This window comes from Pseudomonas mosselii, assembly GCF_003205295.1.
GTDB lineage: Bacteria > Pseudomonadota > Gammaproteobacteria > Pseudomonadales > Pseudomonadaceae > Aquipseudomonas > Aquipseudomonas mosselii_B.
Window position 1 is genome coordinate 75,502 of the sequence record NZ_QJRP01000005.1, and the last position, 19,227, is coordinate 94,728.

The following is a 19,227-nucleotide window of genomic DNA, read 5'->3' on the forward strand; positions in this document are numbered from 1 at the left end:
TTCCCTTTTACCTACCACAAGCCCCTTTCTGCATGGCACGACGGATGAGACCGTAAAAACCGTAAGGCGAAATTGTAAAGAATGTAAATTTATGGCGAATGTAAACGCTTCTCAATTGTTCGTTACAATCACTTACATTATGCTCCGCGGCCTTCATACCTTGGGGAAGGTCTACAACAATGCGTCACGTGCCATCTGCTGTGAGTTCACCACGTCTGCTCGCCTCCGCTATCGGCATGGCGATCACCGCCACCTCGGCCTATGCCGCTGACCCGGCCGCCAGCAACGCCATCACCCTCGACGCCACCCGCGTCAATGGCAAGGCCGAACAGGCAAGCACCGAGTACAAGGTCGACAAGGCCTCGTCGCAGAAGTACACCGCGCCGTTGGTGGACACCCCACGGTCGGTCACGGTGATTCCACAGCAGGTGATCAAGGACACCAACGCCATGTCCCTGCAGGATGCCCTGCGCACCGTGCCGGGTATCACCTTCGGCGCTGGCGAAGGTGGCAACCCGCAAGGCGACCGCCCCTTCATCCGTGGCTTCGATGCCCAGGGCGACACCTACCTGGACGGCGTGCGCGATACCGGCGCGCAGACCCGGGAAATCTTCGCCATCGAGTCTGTCGAAGTGGCCAAGGGGCCGAACTCGGCGGTCGGTGGCCGTGGCGCCGCTGGCGGCACCATCAACCTGGTGAGCAAGCGCGCACACCTGGGCAACTCGCTGGACGGCGCCTGGACCTGGGGCAGCGACCAAACCCAACGCTACACCTTCGATGGCAACTACCAGTTCAGCGACAGCGTCGCCGGGCGCCTGAACCTGATGACCCACGAGAGCAACGTCGCCGGTCGCGACAAGGTCAACTACGACCGCTGGGGCATCGCCCCCTCGCTGGCCTTCGGCCTGGGCACGCCGACCCGCGTCAACCTCGACTACTACCACCTGGAAAGCGATGACCTGCCGGACTCCGGCATCCCCTACAGTGTGCCCCGTGCAGGCAGCACCGCACGGACATCGGCGCATCCGGACAAGCCGGTCGACGGTGGCGACAGCGACAACTTCTACGGCTTGACCGGACGCGACTTCCGCAAGACCCGTGTCGATATCGCGACCTTCGCCATCGAGCACGACCTGACCGACACGCTGACCATCAAGAACACCCTGCGCCACGGCAACAGCATGCAGGACTACGTGCTGACCCAGCCCGACGACAGCGCCGGCAACGTCAACAACAACGGCGTCTGGCGTCGCGCCAACACCCGTGTGGGCAACACCGCCACCACCACCAACCAGACCGACCTGTTCGGCGAGTTCTACCTGGGCGGCCTGAAGAACAGCTTCTCCACCGGCGTCGAGTTCACCAAGGAAGAGTCCGACCGCCAGAGCTACACCGTCACCCCCAACAGCAAGCTCACCTGTACCGGCCCGGGCAGCGGCGGCAGCTGCACCTCGCTGGACAACCCGAACCCGGACGACAACTGGGTCGGCACCGTCGCGCGCAACTACGCCGGCACCAGGACCAACAGCAAGACTCGCGCGCTCTATGTGTTCGACACCTTGGAACTGACCCCGCAATGGCTGCTGAACATGGGTCTGCGCTATGACCACTTCGACACCGATTACCGTGGCTACAACGCCGACGGCAGCACCGCAGTGAGCAGCAAGGGCGTACCCGCCAAAGGCTCGGACACCAGCGAGTTCATCACCGGCCAGCTGGGCCTGGTGTGGAAACCGGCGGACAACGGCAGCATCTACGTGTCCTACGCCACCTCCGCCACGCCGCCTGGCGCCATGCTCGGCGAGGGCACCGAAGGCAATCCGCTGGGCAACACCACCGACCGTTCCGGCAACCTGCTGGGCAGTGACATGGAGCCGGAAGAAACCACCAACTACGAGATCGGCACCAAGTGGGACCTGCTCGACCAGCGCCTGTCCCTGGCTGCGGCGCTGTTCCGCACCGAGAAGGAAAACGCCCGGGTCCAGGTCAACACCAACACCTACGAGAACGTCGGTGAAACCCGCGTGCAAGGCATCGAACTGTCGGCCAGCGGCAAACTGACCGACAAGTGGCAGGTGTTCGCCGGCTACACCTACATGCAGGCCCGCCAGATCGACGGTGGCCCGCTGGGCAAGGCGAACGACGGCAACCAGTTGCCCAACACGCCGAACAACAGCGCCAGCCTTTGGACCACCTACCAGTTGACGCCGAAGCTGACCATCGGTGGCGGCGCCTTCTATGTGGATGACGTCTACGGCAGCGTGGCCAACACCACCATGGTCGACAGCTACGTACGCTACGACGCCATGGCCGCCTACAAGCTGACCAAGAACATCGACCTGCAGCTGAACGTGCAGAACCTCACCAACGAGGTCTACTACGACAAGGCGTACTCCACCCACTTCGCCAACCAGGCGGCAGGGCGCACGGCGTTGCTGACCACCAGCGTGCACTTCTAAACAGCCGCACCCCAGGCCCCGTTCATTCGCTTGAACGGGGCTTTTGCGTATCAAGGCATAATGCACGCCGCGCAGTTCCTGGCGGCAATACAAGGTGATCGATGTGGTGAAGAAGACGCTGTTCCAATTGCACTGGTTCTTTGGCATCACCGCCGGCCTGGTGCTGGCGCTGATGGGCGTGACCGGCGCGATCTGGTCGTTCCAGGAAGAACTGCTGCGCGCGTTCAACGCCGAGGTGCTCAAGGTCGAGGTACGCCAGGAAGGCGTGCTGCCGCCGGCCGAGCTGGTGCGCCGGGTCGAGGCCGCGCAAGGCGACAAGGTCTCCATGCTCTGGGTCGATACCCTTGAAGGCAACGCCGCACGGATCTTCTTCACCCCCGCCCCTGGGGAGCGACGCGGTGCGCTGCGCTACGCCGATCCGTACACCGGCGAGCTCAAGGGTGACGTCGCCGGCCTGGGCTTCTTCAACCTCATGCTCAACCTGCACCGGTTCCTGGCCATGGGCGACACAGGCCGGCAGATCACCGGCGCCTGCACCCTGATGCTGATCTTCTTCTGCCTGTCCGGGCTGTACCTGCGCTGGCCGCGCAAGGCACTGAACTGGCGGACCTGGCTGACGCTGGACTGGGCGAAGAAAGGCCGCGCCTTCAACTGGGACCTGCACGCGGTGTTCGGCACCTGGTGCCTGCTGTTCTACCTGCTGTTCGCCCTGACCGGGCTGTTCTGGTCCTACGAGTGGTACCGCGAAGGCCTCAATCGCCTGCTGGCCGACCAGCCAGCGGCCGGCGAGCAGAAGCGTGGCGAAGGCAGCGGCGGTCGCCATGGCCCGCCCAAGGTAGACAAGAACGCCCCGCCTCTTGTTGTCGATTACGATGCCATCTGGACCAACCTCAAGGCCGCCGCAGGCCCCGGCCTTTCCACCTACAACCTGCGTCTGCCGCCGACCGGCGGGCAACCGGCGACCCTGTTCTACCTGCTGCAGGGCGCCGACCACGAGCGCGCCCTGAACACCCTCACCCTCGACCCGGCCACCGGCCAGGTCAAACGTCACGAGCGCTATACCGACAAGTCGTTCAAGGCCCAGTTGCTGCAGAGCGTCTACGCCCTGCACGTGGGCAGCTACTTCGGCCTGCCGGGGCGAATCATCGTCACCCTCGCCAGCCTGACCATGCCGCTGTTCTTCGTCACCGGCTGGCTGCTGTACCTCGACCGCCGGCGCAAGAAGCGCCAGGTGCGCGCCGCCCGTGGCGCGGTGGCCCCTCAGGCGAATGACGGCGACCGCTGGCTGATCGGGTTTGCCAGCCAGAGCGGCTTTGCCGAGCAGTTGGCCTGGCAAAGCGCCGGCCAGCTGCAAGCCGCCGGCTTGCCGGTGCAGGTACGCCCGCTGGCCGAACTGGGCGAGACCGAATTGCGCCAGGCCAACCGCGCGCTGTTCGTGGTCAGCACCTTCGGCGACGGCGAGGCCCCGGACAGCGCCCGAGGCTTCGAGCGCAAGGTACTCGGCCAAGCCTGGCCGCTGGACCACCTGGACTACGCCCTGCTGGCCCTGGGCGACCGCCAGTACCCGCACTTCTGCGGCTTCGCCCGCCGGCTCCAGGCCTGGCTCGGCGAACGCGGCGCCAGCTGCGCCTTCAGCCCGGTGGAGGTGGACAACGCCGACCCCGCCGCCCTGCAGCTGTGGCAACAGGAACTGACGCAACTGACCGGCGCCCGCCCGGTCGCCGCCTGGCAGCCGCCAAGCTTTGGCAACTGGCGCCTTTCCCGCCGCGAAAGGATCAACCCCGGCAGCCAGGGGGCGCCGGTGTACCTGCTGGGCCTGCAGGCGGAAGCACCCGCGACCTGGGAAGCCGGCGACCTGATCGAGATCCTGCCGCGCAACGGTCAGTCTCGTGTCGATGCCTTCCTTGCTGGCCTGGGCCTCGACCCAGGCGGCCCGGTGCAGCTCGACGGCCTGCAGGAAACCCTGGCGCAGGCCTTGGCCAACCGCCAGTTGCCGGTCAGCCGCGAACACCTGATCGGCCTGCATGCCCAGGCACTGGTCGATGCCCTGATCCCGCTCACCGCCCGCGAATACTCGATTGCCTCCATCGCCAGCGATGGCGTACTGGAGCTGATCGTGCGCCAGGAACGCCACGCCGATGGCAACCTGGGCCTGGGCTCCGGCTGGCTGACCGAGTACCTGCCGCTGGAAGGCAGCGTCAGCGCGCGCCTGCGTCGCAACAGCGGTTTGCACCTGCCTGTCGAATCGGCGCCCATGGTGCTGATCGGCAATGGCACCGGCCTGGCCGGTCTGCGCAGCTTGCTCAAGGCCCGTATTGCCGGGGGCGAACAACGCAACTGGCTACTGTTCGGTGAACGCAACCGGGCACACGACCTGCTGTGCGGCGAAGAGCTGCAGGGCTGGGTGGAAAGCGGCGATCTGCAACGGCTGGACCTGGCGTTCTCGCGGGACCAGGCTGAGAAGATCTATGTGCAGGACGTGCTGTTGCAGCAGGCCGCCGAGTTCAAACGCTGGGTCGATGACGGCGCTTGCGTGTACGTCTGCGGCAGCCTGCAAGGGATGGCGGCCGGGGTGGATGCGGCGTTGCAGGGGATGCTGGGCGAGGCCGCAGTACAGCAGTTGATCGAGGATGGGCGGTATCGGCGGGATGTGTACTGAATCACACCCGAGCTGAGGACTTAGCCCCTGTGGGAGCGGCCTTGCGTCGCGATGGGCTGCCAAGCAGCCCCAGGATATTGAAATCACTCAAAGTTGCTGGGGCCGCTATTCGGCCCATCGCGACGCAAGGCCGCTCCCACAGAGAGCCGGTGGCGTCTTAGTGCAATTCAAAGGTATCGGCATCCAGGTTCGCCGGGAACCGCGCCCGGTACGCCGCCAGCTCCGCAGCCCGCAGCACCACGGTAAACACCCCGTCGGCCTCACCGGCGCTCAGCAGGCTCTCGCCCTGGAAGTCCAGCACCTGGCTGTCGCCGGAATAGGCGAAGCCCTTGCCATCGGTGCCCACCCGGTTCACCGCCGCAACGAAGCACAGGTTCTCGATGCCCCGCGCCGGCAGCAGGCGGTTCCAGTGCAGGCGTCGCGCCGCCGGCCAGTTGGCGGTGTACAGCAGCAGGTCGGTGTCCTGGGCATCGCGGCTCCACACCGGGAAGCGCAGGTCGTAGCAGATCAGCGGACGAATCCGCCAGCCCTTGAGTTCGAACTGCACCTGGCGCTCGCCGGGGGTGTAGTGCTTGTGCTCGCCGGCCATGCGGAACAGGTGGCGCTTGTCGTAGTGCAGGATCTCGCCGTCGGGCCGCGCCCACAGCAGACGGTTGCGGTGGCTGCCGTCGGCGGCCTGGATGATCACGCTGCCGGTGATCACCGCGTTGGCTTTCTTCGCCTGTGCCTTGAGCCACTTGTAGGTCGGGCCGTTCTCAGGCTCCGCCAGGCTTTCGGACTCCATCGAAAAGCCGGTGGTGAACATTTCCGGCAGGACCACCAGGTCCACCTCGCCGGCCTGGCCGATCAACTCCTCGAAGTGCACGTAGTTGGCCTCGCGGTCGTGCCAGGCCAGGGTGGTCTGCACCAGGGCGATTTTCAGGTTCGGCAGTTGGCTCAGATCGCGCATAGTTTCTCCGCTGCCTGGCGCAGCGTCTCCTCGCGTTTGGCAAAGCACAGGCGCACCAGGCGTTGCTCGGGGATGGGTTGCTGGTAGAACACCGACACCGGGATGCTGGCCACGCCATGCTCACGGGTCAGCCACAGGGCCATGTCGACATCGTTCAGGTCGGGCCGGATCTGCGAGTAGTCCACCAGTTGGAAATAGGTGCCCGGCGTGCGGGTAAAGGTGAAACGCGAGGCCTGCAGCAGGTCGCAGAACAGGTCGCGCTTGGCCTGGTAGAAGGCCGGCAGTTCGTCGATATGCTCGGGGTGCTCGGCCATGAAGTCGGCCAGGGCACACTGCAAGGGGGTCACGCCACAGAAGTTGACGTACTGGTGCACCTTGCGCAGTTCCGCGCTCAGTGCCGGTGGGGCGACCACATAGCCAGTCTTCCAGCCGGTGACGTGGTAGGTCTTGCCGAACGAGCTGACCACGAACGCCCGCGAATAGAGCTGCGGGTGGGCCAGCACGCTGGCATGGCGCACACCGTCGTAGATCAGGTGTTCGTAGACCTCGTCGCTGACCAGGTAGATATCGCGATCACCGATCAGCCTGGCCAGCTGGTCCAGGTCGTCACGGCTGATCAGCGCGCCGCTGGGGTTGTGCGGCGAGTTGAGGATGACCATGCGCGTGCGCGGGCTGAGCGCGTCGCTGAACTTCTGCCAGTCGATGCTGAAGCTGCCGTCGGTCAACGGCACATGCACACAGCGCCCGCCGGCCAGTTCCACGGACGGCTCGTAGCTGTCGTAGCAGGGGTCGAAGACGATCACCTCGTCGCCGGCATGGATGACCGCCTGGATGGCGCAGAAGATCGCCTCGGTGGCACCGGGGGTGATGGTCACCTCCTGGTCGGCATCGACATTCGCGCCGTACAACCGGGCGATTTTCGCCGCCACCTGCTGGCGCAGCGCCGGCAGGCCGGTCATGGGCGAGTACTGGTTGTGCCCGGCGGCCACATGGCGACCAACGGCATCGAGCAAGGCCTGGGGGCCGTTGAAGTCAGGGAAGCCCTGGGAGAGGTTGAGCGCACCGGTCTGCATGGCCAGTTGCGACATGGTGGTGAAGATGGTCGTGCCGACGTTCGGCAGTTTGCTGCGGATCATGGAGCCCTCTTTCCTGGGGTTTGTCCGGCACGGGGTTGGGTCCGAGCATAGCGGATCGAGCAGTCAGGAAAAAGGTTGAAACAATAGGGGGATTGCGGTGGGTCAACGTGTAGGGGGAGATCAGGGTTTACGCGTGTCCGTGTAGGAGCGGCCTTGTGTCGCGAAAGGGCTGCGCAGCAGCCCCAAGGGTTCAGCAGGACTGCAAGATAGCCGGGGCTGCTACGCAGCCCTTTCGCGACACAAGGCCGCTCCTACAGGGGTTTCGCATGGCCTGACAAGCGGTTGTTAACGCTTGTCGCGACGCTTCTTCTCGGCCTTCTTGTGGTGCGACATCAGGCGGCGCTTCTTGTTGACCTGGCGATCGGTGAGGGTGTTCTTCTTGCCCTCGAACGGGTTGTCACCGCCCTTGTACTCGATGCGGATCGGCGTGCCGACCAGCTTGAGCACCCGGCGGTAGGTGTTCTCCAGGTAACGCGAGTAGGAGTTGGGGATCTTGTCGGTCTGGTTGCCATGGATCACGATCAGCGGCGGGTTGGCGCCACCGAGGTGGGCATAGCGCAGCTTGATGCGGCGACCGTTGACCAGCGGCGGCTGGTGCACGCTGATGGCGTCTTCAAGGATCTGCGTCAGGCGGCTGGTCGGCCAGCGGGTGACTGCCGACTTGAACGCAGCCTGCACCGACTTGTACAGGTGGCCCACGCCGGTGCCGTGCAGCGCCGAAATGAAGTGGATGTCGGCGAAGTCGACGAAGAACAGCCGGCGCTCCAGCTCGGTCTTCACGTAGTCGCGCTCGCCCGACTCCATGCCGTCCCACTTGTTCAGGGCGATGACCACGGCGCGGCCGGCGTCCAGGGCGAAGCCCAGCAGGTTGAGGTCATGGTCGACCACGCCTTCGCGGGCGTCCATGACGAAGATCACCACGTTGGCGTCCTTGATCGCCTGCAGGGTCTTCACCACCGAGAACTTCTCGACTTCCTCGTGGATCTTGCCGCGCTTGCGCACGCCGGCGGTGTCGATGAAGGTGTACTTCTCGCCATCACGCTCGAACGGGATGTAGATACTGTCGCGGGTGGTGCCCGGCTGGTCGTACACCACCACGCGCTCTTCGCCGAGCATGCGGTTGACCAGGGTCGACTTGCCCACGTTGGGGCGGCCGATGATGGCGATCTTGATACCATCTTTCTCGCTCGGGCCGGGGATGCGCGTGGCTTCCTCGCCTTCGGCGACATCCTCGTCGAGGGCTTCTTCCTCTGGGTCACGGGGAATATGGCCGAGCAGCGACTCCATCAGGGCGTTGATACCACGGCCCTGGGAGCCCGCCACCGGAATGGCGTTGCCCATGCCCAGCGGCGAGAACTCGGCGCGGGCGATATCGGGGTCGATGTTGTCGATCTTGTTGGCGACCAACACCGCTTCCTTGTTCCGCTTGCGCAGGTGATCGGCGATCATCTGGTCGGCGGCGGTCATGCCGGCACGGGCATCGACCAGGAACAGCACGTAGTCGGCTTCCTCGATGGCCATCAGCGACTGCTCGGCCATCTTCTCGTCCATGCCCACTTCGTCACCGGTAATGCCACCGGTGTCGATCAGGATGTAGGAACGACCCTGCCAACTGGCATCGCCGTACTGGCGGTCACGGGTCAGGCCCGACAGGTCGCCAACGATGGCGTCGCGGGTCTTGGTCAGGCGGTTGAACATGGTGGATTTACCGACGTTCGGCCGGCCCACCAGGGCGATTACGGGAACCATGCGGCTCTCCACTCTTGAATTCTTGAAAATGCAAAGGCCGCTGCAAGGCAGCGGCCGGAGTTCGGGCGGCGCGTCATGCGCCGCGGCCTGAGCCCGCGAGCGAGCTCAAGCATAGCTTCAGCGGATGGTCAGTGCCTCGAGCTTGCCGCTGTTGCCAAAGACGTAGATGGTGTCGCCGACCACCAGGGGTCGGGCGCGCAGGCCATCGCTGTCGATACGCTCACGGCCGACGAAGCGACCATCGACCTGGCTGAGCAGGTGCAGGTAACCCTCGAAGTCGCCCACCGCCACATAGCTGGAGAACACTTCCGGCGCCGACAACTGACGGCGGGCCATCGAGTCGTTGCTCCACAGCGAGCTGGAAGAACGCTCGTCGACGCTCTGCACGGTACCCGACGCTTCGCTCACGTAGACGTTGCCGAAGCCTTGGGCGACACCCACGTAGCTGGAGGCATCGCGCTGCCACAGCACGCGGCCGCTGTCCAGGTCCAGGCCAGCGACGCGGCCCTGGTAGGTGCCGACATACAGGGTGCCACCGGACAGCAGCAGGCCGCCGTCGATGTCCACCACGCGATCCAGCTCGGAACGGCCCTGCGGAATCGCCACGCGGCTCTCCCACACCGGCACGCCGTTGCTGATGTCGACCGCCACCACCTTGCCGGTGGACAGGCCGGCCACGGCCAGGCGGTTGGTCACCACCGGCGCGCCGGTACCGCGCAGGGTCAGCACAGCCGGGCTGTTCTCGTAGATCCAGCGACGGTCGCCGGTGGCGGCATCGAAGCCGACCAGACGGTCGTCCTGGGTCTGCACCACCACCACGTCGCCATTGTTGGCGGGCGGCGCCAGCACTTCGCTGCTGACGCGCGAACGCCAGCGCTCTTCACCGGTACTGGAGTCCAGGGCAATGACCTCGCCCTTGAGGGTACCCAGCATGACCAGGCCGTAGCCCACGCCCACGGCGCCGGATACCGGCAGCTCGAGGTCCTTCTTCCACACCACGTCGCCGGTGATGCGGTTCAGCGCGAAGACCTCGCCGTTGACGTCGGAGGCATAGATGCGGTCGTTCTCGATGGCCGGCACCAGGGTGTTGTAGGTCTCACCCTGACCGTCACCGATCGAACGGCTCCACTGCTTCTTCAGCACCACTTCCTCGGTGAACTTGGTCAGCTCGGCCGGGGGCAGTTCCTTCTTGCTGTTGCTGCTGCAACCCGCCGCCAGCACGGCGAGGGTGAGCACTGCTGCTTGTTTCCAACCCTTCACTTCAGGCGTCCCCTTTGGCCAGGTCATCCAGCTTCAGTTGCAGGCCACCGATCGCGGCGTCGTCGGACAGCGCGGCCTTGGCTTTTTCGTAGGCGCTGTGCGCGTCGTCGGCGCGGCCCAGCTGTACCAGCAGGTCGCCCTTGAGTTCTTCGCGGCTGGCCAGGAAGGCCTTGTCGGTGTCGCCGTCGAGCAGCTTGAGCGCGTCCTCGGCCTTGTCCTGGGCCGCGAGCACGCGGGCCAGGCGCTGGCGCGAGATCTCGCCGAGGGTGGCGTCGGCTGGCTTGTCCAGCACGCTCTTCAGCTCGCTGGCCGCATCGTCCAGCTTGCCGCTCTCGACCGCGACCTTGGCCACGAACAGGCTGCCGTACTGGGCGTAGGCGGTGCCGCCGAACTCGCTCTTGAGCTTGCCGGAAAGCTCGGCGACTTTGCTCGCGTCGGGCTTGCCATCAGGCGTCAACGAGGTTTCCAGCAGCGCCTGGTACAGCACCGAGGCGCCTTGGGACTGGTTGGCCTGGTACTTGTGCCAGGTCTGCCAGCCCAACACCACCACACCAGCCAGCAGGGCGCCGGTCAGCAGCGGCTTGCCGTTGCGGTTCCACCAGTCCTTGGCTGCTGCCAGGCTCTCATCATCGGTACTCGACACCCCAATACTCCTATTCGCCTATTCGTTGTCAGACCGCGTCACGCCTGGGCGATCGCGGTTTCCAGGTGCGCGGCAAGCGCATCCCAGGCAATGTTCTGTTGTTCGCCCTGGCCACGCAGGGGCTTGAAGCCGATCTCTTGCTTGGCCAGCTCGTCGTCACCGAGGATCAGGGCGAACAGCGCGCCGCTCTTGTCGGCCTTCTTGAACTGGCTCTTGAAGCTGCCGCCACCGGCATTGACCGCCAGGCGCAGGCCCGGCAGGCGATCGCGCAGGCTTTCGCTCAGGCGCAGGCCAGCCAGCTCCGCCTGCTCGCCAAAGGCGCACAGGTAGACGTCGATGGTGCGGCTGATCGACTCGGGCACCTTGCCCAGGGTCTCCAGCAGCAGGATCAGGCGCTCGATGCCCATGGCGAAACCGACGCCCGGGGTCGGCTTGCCGCCCATCTGCTCGACCAGGCCGTCATAGCGGCCACCGGCGCAGACGGTGCCCTGGGCACCGAGCTTGTCGGTGACCCACTCGAACACGGTCTTGCTGTAGTAGTCCAGGCCGCGCACCAGCTTGGTGTTGATCACGAACGGAATGCCGGCGGCGTCGAGGCGGGCCTTCAGGCCCTCGAAGTGCACGCGGGATTCTTCGTCCAGGTAGTCTTCCAGCTTCGGCGCACCGACCAGCACCGCCTGGGTGTTCGGGTCCTTGCTGTCGAGGATGCGCAGCGGGTTGCTCTTCAGGCGGCGCCGGCTGTCCTCGTCCAATTGCTCGAGGCGGGCCGAGAGGAACTCGACCAGCGCGTCGCGATAGCGGGCGCGGGCTTCGCTGGTGCCCAGGCTGTTGAGCTGCAGCTCGACCGCGTCCTGGATGCCCAGCAGGCCCCACAGGCGCCAGGTCAGCATGATCAGTTCGGCGTCGACGTCCGGGCCGTCGAGGTTGAACACCTCCACGCCGATCTGGTGGAACTGGCGGTAGCGGCCCTTCTGCGGACGCTCGTGACGGAACATCTGGCCGATGTACCAGAGCTTCTGCACCTGACCGTTGCCGGTGATGCCGTGCTCGAGCACGGCACGCACGCAGGCCGCGGTGCCTTCGGGGCGCAGGGTGAGCGAATCGCCGTTGCGGTCCTCGAAGGTGTACATCTCCTTCTCGACGATATCGGTGACTTCACCGATCGAGCGCTTGAACAGCTCGGTGAACTCGACGATCGGCGTGCGGATCTGGCTGTAGCCGTAGCTGTCCAGCAAGCCGGCCACGGTGCCCTCGAAATAGCGCCACAGCGGCGACTGGTCGGGCAGGATGTCGTTCATGCCACGAATGGCTTGCAGCGATTTGCTCACGAGTAGTCCTTACGAATCTGTGTCTCAGCCGCGGGCGATCAGCGCCGCGTCGGCCTCGGCCTTCTCGGCCGCTTTCTGGCGGATGAGCTTTTCCAGCTCGTCGACCAGGTTGTCGTTGTTCAGCTTCTGCGATGGCTTGCCATCGATGTAGACCAGGTTCGGCGTGCCGCCGGTCAGGCCCACGTGCGATTCCTTGGCTTCGCCCGGACCGTTGACCACGCAACCGATCACCGCCACGTCCAGCGGTACCAGCAGGTCTTCCAGGCGCCCTTCCAGTTCGTTCATGGTCTTGACCACATCGAAGTTCTGCCGCGAGCAGCTCGGGCAGGCGATGAAGTTGATGCCACGGGAACGCAGGTGCAGCGACTTGAGGATGTCGTAGCCGACCTTCACTTCCTCGACCGGATCGGCGGCCAGGGAGATGCGGATGGTGTCACCGATGCCTTCGGCCAGCAGCATACCTAGGCCGACGGCGGATTTCACCGTCCCCGAGCGCAGGCCGCCGGCTTCGGTGATCCCCAGGTGCAGCGGCTGGATGATCTGCTTGGCCAGCAGGCGGTAGGCCTCGACGGCCATGAACACGTCGGAGGCCTTGACGCTGACCTTGAAGTCCTGGAAATCCAGGCGGTCGAGGTGCTCGACATGGCGCAGCGCCGACTCGACCAGCGCCGCCGGGGTGGGCTCGCCGTACTTCTTCTGCAGGTCCTTTTCCAGGGAACCGGCGTTGACGCCGATGCGGATCGGGATGCCACGGTCGCGGGCCGCGTCGACCACGGCGCGCACACGGTCTTCACGGCCGATGTTGCCCGGATTGATGCGCAGGCAGTCGACGCCCAGTTCGGCCACGCGCAGGGCGATCTTGTAGTCGAAGTGGATGTCGGCGACCAGCGGCACGCTGACCAGCTTCTTGATCTTGCCGAACGCCTCGGCGGCGTCCATGTCCGGCACCGAGACCCGCACGATGTCCACGCCGGCATCGACCAGGCGCTGGATCTGCGCCACGGTGGCGGCGACATCGTTGGTGTCGGTGTTGGTCATGCTCTGCACCGCGATGGGCGCATCGCCACCCACCGGCACATTGCCGACCCAGATTTTGCGGGATTCGCGACGTTTGATCGGAGATTCGCCGTGCATGACTTACTGTCCCAACTTCAGGCGAGCGGTTTCGCCACTGGTGAACGGGGCGACATCGACCGCCTGGCCGTTGTAGCTCACCTGGGCGCCGCGGGCAAAGCCCAGGCGCACCGCGAACGGTGGCTTGCCGGTCAGTTCCAGGTTGTCGCCCTTGCGCTTGATGGCGCTGAACAGCACCTTGCCGTTGCCGTCGGTGACCTGGGTCCAGCAATCGGCGGTGAATTGGATATGGACCTTGGCGCTGCCGGCCGGGGCGCCTTCAGCGGGCGCAGCCGGTGCAGTCGAAGCGACGGGGGCGGCTGGCGCGGCGGCGACAGGCGCGGCCACTGCAGGAGCGGTTGGCGCGACAACCGGTGCCACAGGTGCGGCGACCGTCGGTGCCGGTGCGGCGCTGGTGGCTGGCACAACTGGCGCCTGGGTCTCGGTGACCGGCGCCTGCTCGGTAGCGTTCGGCTCCAGTGGCAGGGCCTGGCCCTCGGGCTGCTGGCCTTCGCTCACGGCCTGGTCTTCCGGCTCGTCCAGCGGATGGATCTGCGTGGTACCGTCGGCGCTCTCGACTTCGACGTGCTCCAGGGCGATCTTGGCCAGGTCCTTGCCGCGCAGGCTGCTCTGGTCCTGCCACCAGAAGAAACCACCGCCGACCACCGCGACCAGCAGCAACAGGCTGACTACCCGCAGGATGTTGTGCGACAGGCGCACCGGCTCTTCGATGCGGCCGAGGGCGTGCACTTCGCTGCCCTGGGCGTGGGTGCCGGTGATCTGGTCGAAGGCCTCGACCAGAGGGGCCTGGTCCATGTCCATCAGCTTGGCGTAGGCACGGATGTAGCCACGGGCGAAGGTGTGCCCGGGCAGCTTGTCGAAGGCGCCGTTTTCCAGGTTGTTCAGCGAAGATACCGTGAGGTTGAGCTTGCGAGCGACCTCGGCCTGGCTCCATTCGCGTTTCTCGCGGGCCTGGCGCAAGACATCACCGGGGTTCTGGCGAGTCGCTGCTGCTACTTCAGTGTGCGCGGCTTTCATCGTTGCTCCGACAGGTATTGCTGATATTCCGGCGTACCGGGATAAAGTCGTTGTAATTGCTGGCCCAAACGGGTCGCGGTGCCCTGTTCGTCGAGGGCGATTGCCAGACGATGGCCGAGCAGCAGGCTGCGGGCATCCTGGTCGCTCAGCTGGCTGAATCGATCGTAGTAATCCCGGGCCGGCACATAATGCCTGTTTTCGTAGGACAACTCAGCCATTTCGAGCAATGCCTTCGGTTGCCGCGGATTGAGCCGAAGGGCTTTTTCCAGGTAGGCGCGCGCCTGTTCACCCTGCCCCAGCTTCAGGGCGGTGAGCCCCAGATTCTCGTACACGCGGGAACGCTCAGGATACAGGGTATCGGCCCCAGCCTGGAGGAACATCGCCCGGGCTTCGTCGAAACGGCCCTGAGCATATAGGAAACTGCCGTAGTTGTTGCGGATTCGTGTGTCGTCCGGGCGAATGGCCAACGCCTTGGCGAAGTGCTCGCCGGCAAGTAGCGGCTCATCCTCGGCCTGGAACACCAGGGCCAGTGCCGCATGGGCCTCGGCGTCACGGGCGTTCAGGGCCAGGGCCTTGCCCAGGGGCGCCTTGGCGCGCTCGGTCAAACCTTGTTGCAAATACCCTAGCCCCAACTGCACGTAGGCCTGCCCCGCCGCCTCACGCCCCTGGCGGCTGGCCAGGGGATCGCCCGCGCCGCCGGACACGCAGCCGGCCAGCAGCGAAAGCGTCAGGATCGACAACGCGGCGCGCAGGCTCATGGGCAGGTGCTCGTCAGGGGCGCGCGGCGCTGTCTTGCGGCTCGTCGGCAGCCAGCTGGCGTACGGCGATGTAGCGCTCGCTGCGGCGGGTACGGTCGTTGACCTGCCCCACCAGCTGGCCGCAGGCGGCGTCGATGTCGTCACCGCGGGTGGTGCGCGTGGTCACGTTGAAGCCGCCATGGTGCAGCAGGTCTTGGAAGCGACGGATGGCATTGTTGCTCGGTCGCTCGTAGCCAGAATGCGGGAACGGGTTGAACGGGATCAGGTTGATCTTGCACGGCACGTCGCGCAGCAGCTCGATCATCTGTGCCGCGTGCTCAGGCTGGTCGTTGACGTCCTTGAGCAGGGTGTACTCGATGGTCAGCACGCGCTTGCCGCCGAGCGTGGACATGTAGCCCATGCACGATTCCAGCAGCATCTTCAGCGGGTACTTCTTGTTGATCGGTACCAGCTGGTTGCGCAGCTCGTCGTTGGGAGCGTGCAGCGACAGTGCCAGGGACACGTCGATGTGCTTGGCCAGCTCGTCGATCATCGGCACCACGCCCGAGGTGGACAGGGTGACGCGACGCTTGGAAATGCCATAGCCCAGATCTTCCATCATGATCTTCATGGCGGCGATGACATTGTCGAAATTCAGCAGGGGCTCGCCCATGCCCATCATGACCACGTTGGTGATGGCGCGGTCGATCTTGGCCGGAACGGTCCCGAAGGATTTGTTGGCAAGCCACACCTGGCCGATCACTTCGGCGGCGGTGAGGTTGCTGTTGAAGCCTTGCTTGCCGGTGGAGCAGAAGCTGCAGTCCAGGGCACAGCCGGCTTGCGACGAGACGCAGAGCGTACCGCGGTCGTCGGTAGGGATGTAGACGGTCTCGACGCAGCTGCCGGAGGCAACGCGAACCACCCACTTGCGGGTACCGTCGGCGGAAATGTCTTCACTGACCACTTCCGGACCCCGAATCTCGGCAACGGCCTCGAGCTTTTCGCGCAGGACCTTGCCGACATTGGTCATGGCGGCGAAATCGTCGACGCCAAAATGGTGAATCCACTTCATCACCTGGCCAGCGCGAAAGCGCTTCTCCCCGATCGAGTCGAAGAACTGTTCCATTTCCTGCAGGGTCAGCCCCAACAGGTTGATTTTGCCGGTAGATGTCGTCATGGATTCACCTTCACCCTTAAGCTTTCGCTTAGCGAGTGGTTACCTCGGTAGCAGCGAAGAAGTAAGCGATTTCGCGAGCAGCAGCAGCTTCGGAGTCCGAACCGTGAACGGCGTTGGCGTCGATCGACTCGGCGAAGTCAGCACGGATGGTGCCTGGAGCAGCTTCTTTAGGGTTGGTAGCGCCCATCAGCTCACGGTTGCGAGCGATGGCGTTCTCGCCTTCCAGAACCTGGACAACGACTGGGCCGGAAGTCATGAAGGCAACCAGGTCACCGAAGAAGCCACGAGCGCTGTGCTCGGCGTAGAAGCCTTCGGCTTCGGCTTTGGACAGTTGCTTGATTTTCGAGGCAACGATTTTCAGGCCGGCTTCTTCGAAGCGAGTGGTGATCTTGCCGATGACGTTTTTGGCGACGGCGTCAGGCTTGATGATCGAGAAAGTACGTTGAACAGCCATGGAGAACTCCAGAAATATGAGTGTTGCGAAAAATTAAACCCGCGAATTATACGCGGGTTCCAGGGGATTGCCTAACCTGCAGCGTGCGCTTAGTCGGCTTCGTCGATCCAGGCCGCCTGGATGGCCTCGAGCACCTTCTCACCGCCGCGTGACGGATCGTCGCTGAACTCTGGCAGTGCCAGCACCCAGCGGTGCAGATCGACGAAATTCACGTAACGAGGATCGACGTCGGGCTTGCTTTCTGCAAGCTGGATGGCGATCTCAAGTACATCAATCCATTTCAGGCTCATGGGGCAAACCTCAGTGCGGCGCTTCAGCGGCGTGGTTGAGCGAGTATTTGGGGATTTCGATGGTGAGGTCTTCATCGGCCACCACCACCTGGCAACCCAGGCGCGATTGCGCTTCCAGGCCCCACGCCTTGTCCAGCATGTCTTCTTCGAGCTCGTCGGCTTCTTCAAGCGAGTCGAAACCCTTGCGCACGATGCAGTGGCAAGTGGTGCAGGCCTTGACGCCGCCGCAGGCGCTTTCCATCTCGATGTGATGATCGTGGGCCAGCTCCAGGATGTTGGTCCCGGCGGGTACTTCCACGGTCAGCCCCTCGGGGCAGAATTTTTCATGCGGCAGGAATGTCACCAGCGGCATCGATTACTCCTCGATCTCATTCAGGTTGCGCCCGGCCAGTGCGGCTTTGACCGTCGAATCAAGGCGACGGGCGGCAAATGCATCGGTCACCTGCGACAGGCGCTTGGTCTGTTGCTCGATGGCGGCGCCATCGGTGCCGGTGAGCAAATCACGTAGTTCCTGCATCTGGAATTCAATGGCATCGCGCTCGTCGCTGCTGAGCAGGCGCTCGCCATCGGCGTCCAGGGCGCCCTGCACGGCCTCGAGCAGGCGCTCGGCGTCGACCTGGTGCTCGCGCAACTGGCGCGCATGCTTGTCGGAGCCGGCGTGCTCGAACGAGTCCTTGAGCATGCGGGCGATCTCGCCGTCGGTCAGGCCGTAGGACGGCTTGACCTGGATGCTCGACTCCACGCCCGAACCCAGCTCGCGCGCGGCGACACTGAGCAGGCCATCGGCGTCGACCTGGAAGGTGACGCGGATCTTCGCAGCACCGGCAACCATGGCGGGGATGCCGCGCAGCTCGAAGCGCGCCAGCGAGCGGCAGTCGCTGATCAACTCGCGCTCGCCCTGTAGCACGTGGATCATCATGGCCGACTGGCCATCTTTGTACGTGGTGAATTCCTGGGCGCGAGCCACCGGAATGGTGGTGTTGCGCGGGATCACCTTCTCCATCAGCCCGCCCATGGTCTCAAGCCCCAGGGACAGCGGGATGACGTCGAGCAGCAGCAGCTCGCCGCCTTCGCGGCGGTTGCCGGCGAGGGTATCGGCCTGGATGGCGGCACCAATGGCTACCACCTGGTCCGGATCGATCGAGGTCAGCGGGGTACGGCCGAACAACGCGCCGACCGCCTCGCGCACACGCGGCACACGGGTCGAACCACCGACCATGACCACCGCGCCGACTTCCTCCAGCTCGATGCCGCTGTCGCGCACGGCGCGGCGGCAGGCCTTGAGGCTGCGGGCGATCATCGGTTCGATCATGGCTTCGAACGCGGCACGGGTCAGTTCACCCTGCCAGGCGCCATGCTGAACGCTGACGGCGTCACTGTCGGTCAAGGCCTCCTTGGCCGCGCAAGCGGTCTGCAGCAGCAGGCGCTGGGTGGCCGGGTCGAGGTCGGCGGACAAACCGGCCTGCTCGATGATCCAGCCAGCGATTGCATGGTCGAAGTCATCGCCACCCAGGGCGGTGTCGCCACCGGTGGCCAGCACTTCGAAGACACCGGCAGTCAGGCGCAGGATGGAGATGTCGAAGGTGCCGCCGCCCAGGTCGAAAATCGCCACGACGCCTTCGGCATCCTGGTCCAGGCCATAGGCCACGGCAGCCGCAGTCGGCTCGTTGAGCAAGCGCAGGACATTGAGGCCGGCCAGCTTGGCCGCATCCTTGGTGGCCTGGCGCTGGGCGTCGTCGAAATAGGCCGGCACGGTGATCACCGCGCCGACCAGCTCGCCACCGAGGGTTTGCTCGGCGCGCTGACGCAGCACCTTGAGAATATCGGCCGACACCTCCACCGGGCTTTTCGGGCCCTGGACGGTGTCGATGAACGGCATGTGCGATTCACCGCCGACAAAGCGGTACGGCAGTTGCTCGCCCAACTGCTTGACGTCCGCCAGGCCACGCCCCATCAGGCGCTTGACCGACAGGATGCTGTTGAGCGGGTCGCTGGGGGCAGCCTCGCGCGCGGCCAGGCCGACTTCGACACCGTTGTCGAGATAACGCACGGCGGATGGCAGGATGACACTGCCCCGGGCATCGGGCAGCGGCTCGCTGCGTCCGCTGCGCACGGCGGCGACGAGAGAATTGGTGGTGCCCAGGTCGATGCCCACCGCCAGGCGGCGCTGGTGCGGCTGGGGGCTCTGACCGGGTTCGGCGATCTGCAGTAGGGCCATGCTTATCTGAGTACCTT

Annotated in this window: 16 protein-coding genes; 2 read left to right on the forward strand and 14 right to left on the reverse strand. The window is 65.0% G+C overall.

Translation table 11 applies throughout. The annotated features are described in order from the left end of the window. The first annotated feature begins 179 nt into the window (after positions 1-179). Both DMX06_RS06625 and DMX06_RS06630 read left to right on the forward strand, forming a co-directional pair. The gene (locus DMX06_RS06625; protein WP_110735760.1) at positions 180-2,459 is read left to right on the forward strand and encodes a TonB-dependent receptor; all 2,280 of its coding nucleotides are present in this window, start codon (positions 180-182) and stop codon (positions 2,457-2,459) included. 103 nt (positions 2,460-2,562) lie between these two features. After that, complete coding sequence (locus DMX06_RS06630; protein ID WP_110735762.1) at positions 2,563-5,118, forward strand: sulfite reductase flavoprotein subunit alpha; 2,556 nt, start codon at positions 2,563-2,565, stop codon at positions 5,116-5,118. 157 nt (positions 5,119-5,275) lie between these two features. Here DMX06_RS06630 and DMX06_RS06635 read toward each other — a convergent pair whose 3' ends face one another. The 14 genes from DMX06_RS06635 to hscA all read right to left on the reverse strand — a co-directional run bounded on the left by DMX06_RS06635 (position 5,276) and on the right by hscA (position 19,210). After that, positions 5,276-6,067 carry an amidohydrolase gene (locus DMX06_RS06635; RefSeq protein WP_110735764.1) on the reverse strand — a complete coding sequence of 264 codons (792 nt, stop codon included), beginning with the start codon at positions 6,065-6,067 and terminating at the stop codon, positions 5,276-5,278. Next, complete coding sequence (locus DMX06_RS06640) at positions 6,055-7,203, reverse strand: pyridoxal phosphate-dependent aminotransferase (protein ID WP_110735765.1); 1,149 nt, start codon at positions 7,201-7,203, stop codon at positions 6,055-6,057. Before DMX06_RS06640 ends, DMX06_RS06635 begins: the two co-directional genes overlap by 13 nt. A gap of 285 nt (positions 7,204-7,488) precedes the next feature. Next, positions 7,489-8,952, reverse strand: coding sequence for a ribosome biogenesis GTPase Der (gene der / locus DMX06_RS06645; RefSeq protein ID WP_110735767.1), 1,464 nt, complete (start codon positions 8,950-8,952; stop codon positions 7,489-7,491). Between the two features lie 117 nt (positions 8,953-9,069). After that, positions 9,070-10,239, reverse strand: coding sequence for an outer membrane protein assembly factor BamB (gene bamB, locus DMX06_RS06650; protein ID WP_110735769.1), 1,170 nt, complete (start codon positions 10,237-10,239; stop codon positions 9,070-9,072). Then, on the reverse strand, positions 10,214-10,855 hold the full coding sequence (locus DMX06_RS06655; RefSeq protein ID WP_110735771.1) for a tetratricopeptide repeat protein: 642 nt from the start codon (positions 10,853-10,855) through the stop codon (positions 10,214-10,216). Before DMX06_RS06655 ends, bamB begins: the two co-directional genes overlap by 26 nt. A 38-nt stretch (positions 10,856-10,893) precedes the next feature. Next, on the reverse strand, positions 10,894-12,183 hold the full coding sequence (gene hisS / locus DMX06_RS06660) for a histidine--tRNA ligase (RefSeq protein ID WP_110735773.1): 1,290 nt from the start codon (positions 12,181-12,183) through the stop codon (positions 10,894-10,896). A gap of 24 nt (positions 12,184-12,207) precedes the next feature. Further along, positions 12,208-13,317: a flavodoxin-dependent (E)-4-hydroxy-3-methylbut-2-enyl-diphosphate synthase gene (gene ispG, locus DMX06_RS06665; RefSeq protein WP_011532347.1), complete on the reverse strand. Its 1,110-nt coding sequence runs from the start codon at positions 13,315-13,317 to the stop codon at positions 12,208-12,210. A gap of 3 nt (positions 13,318-13,320) precedes the next feature. After that, a complete protein-coding gene (locus DMX06_RS06670; protein WP_110735775.1) occupies positions 13,321-14,334 on the reverse strand; it encodes a RodZ domain-containing protein in 1,014 nt (337 codons plus the stop codon). Continuing rightward, complete coding sequence (gene pilW / locus DMX06_RS06675; protein WP_110735777.1) at positions 14,331-15,092, reverse strand: type IV pilus biogenesis/stability protein PilW; 762 nt, start codon at positions 15,090-15,092, stop codon at positions 14,331-14,333. Before pilW ends, DMX06_RS06670 begins: the two co-directional genes overlap by 4 nt. A gap of 13 nt (positions 15,093-15,105) precedes the next feature. After that, a complete protein-coding gene (rlmN, locus tag DMX06_RS06680; protein ID WP_110735779.1) occupies positions 15,106-16,248 on the reverse strand; it encodes a 23S rRNA (adenine(2503)-C(2))-methyltransferase RlmN in 1,143 nt (380 codons plus the stop codon). Positions 16,249-16,276: 28 nt separating this feature from the next. Next, on the reverse strand, positions 16,277-16,702 hold the full coding sequence (gene ndk / locus DMX06_RS06685; RefSeq protein WP_110735781.1) for a nucleoside-diphosphate kinase: 426 nt from the start codon (positions 16,700-16,702) through the stop codon (positions 16,277-16,279). A gap of 89 nt (positions 16,703-16,791) precedes the next feature. After that, positions 16,792-16,992, reverse strand: coding sequence for a Fe-S cluster assembly protein IscX (gene iscX, locus DMX06_RS06690; RefSeq protein WP_110699949.1), 201 nt, complete (start codon positions 16,990-16,992; stop codon positions 16,792-16,794). A 10-nt stretch (positions 16,993-17,002) separates the two neighbouring features. Further along, entirely contained in the window at positions 17,003-17,344 is a 342-nt protein-coding gene (gene fdx, locus DMX06_RS06695; protein ID WP_110735783.1) for an ISC system 2Fe-2S type ferredoxin, read from the reverse strand. A 3-nt stretch (positions 17,345-17,347) separates the two neighbouring features. Next, on the reverse strand, positions 17,348-19,210 hold the full coding sequence (gene hscA / locus DMX06_RS06700; RefSeq protein WP_110735785.1) for a Fe-S protein assembly chaperone HscA: 1,863 nt from the start codon (positions 19,208-19,210) through the stop codon (positions 17,348-17,350). Positions 19,211-19,227: the final 17 nt, after the last annotated feature.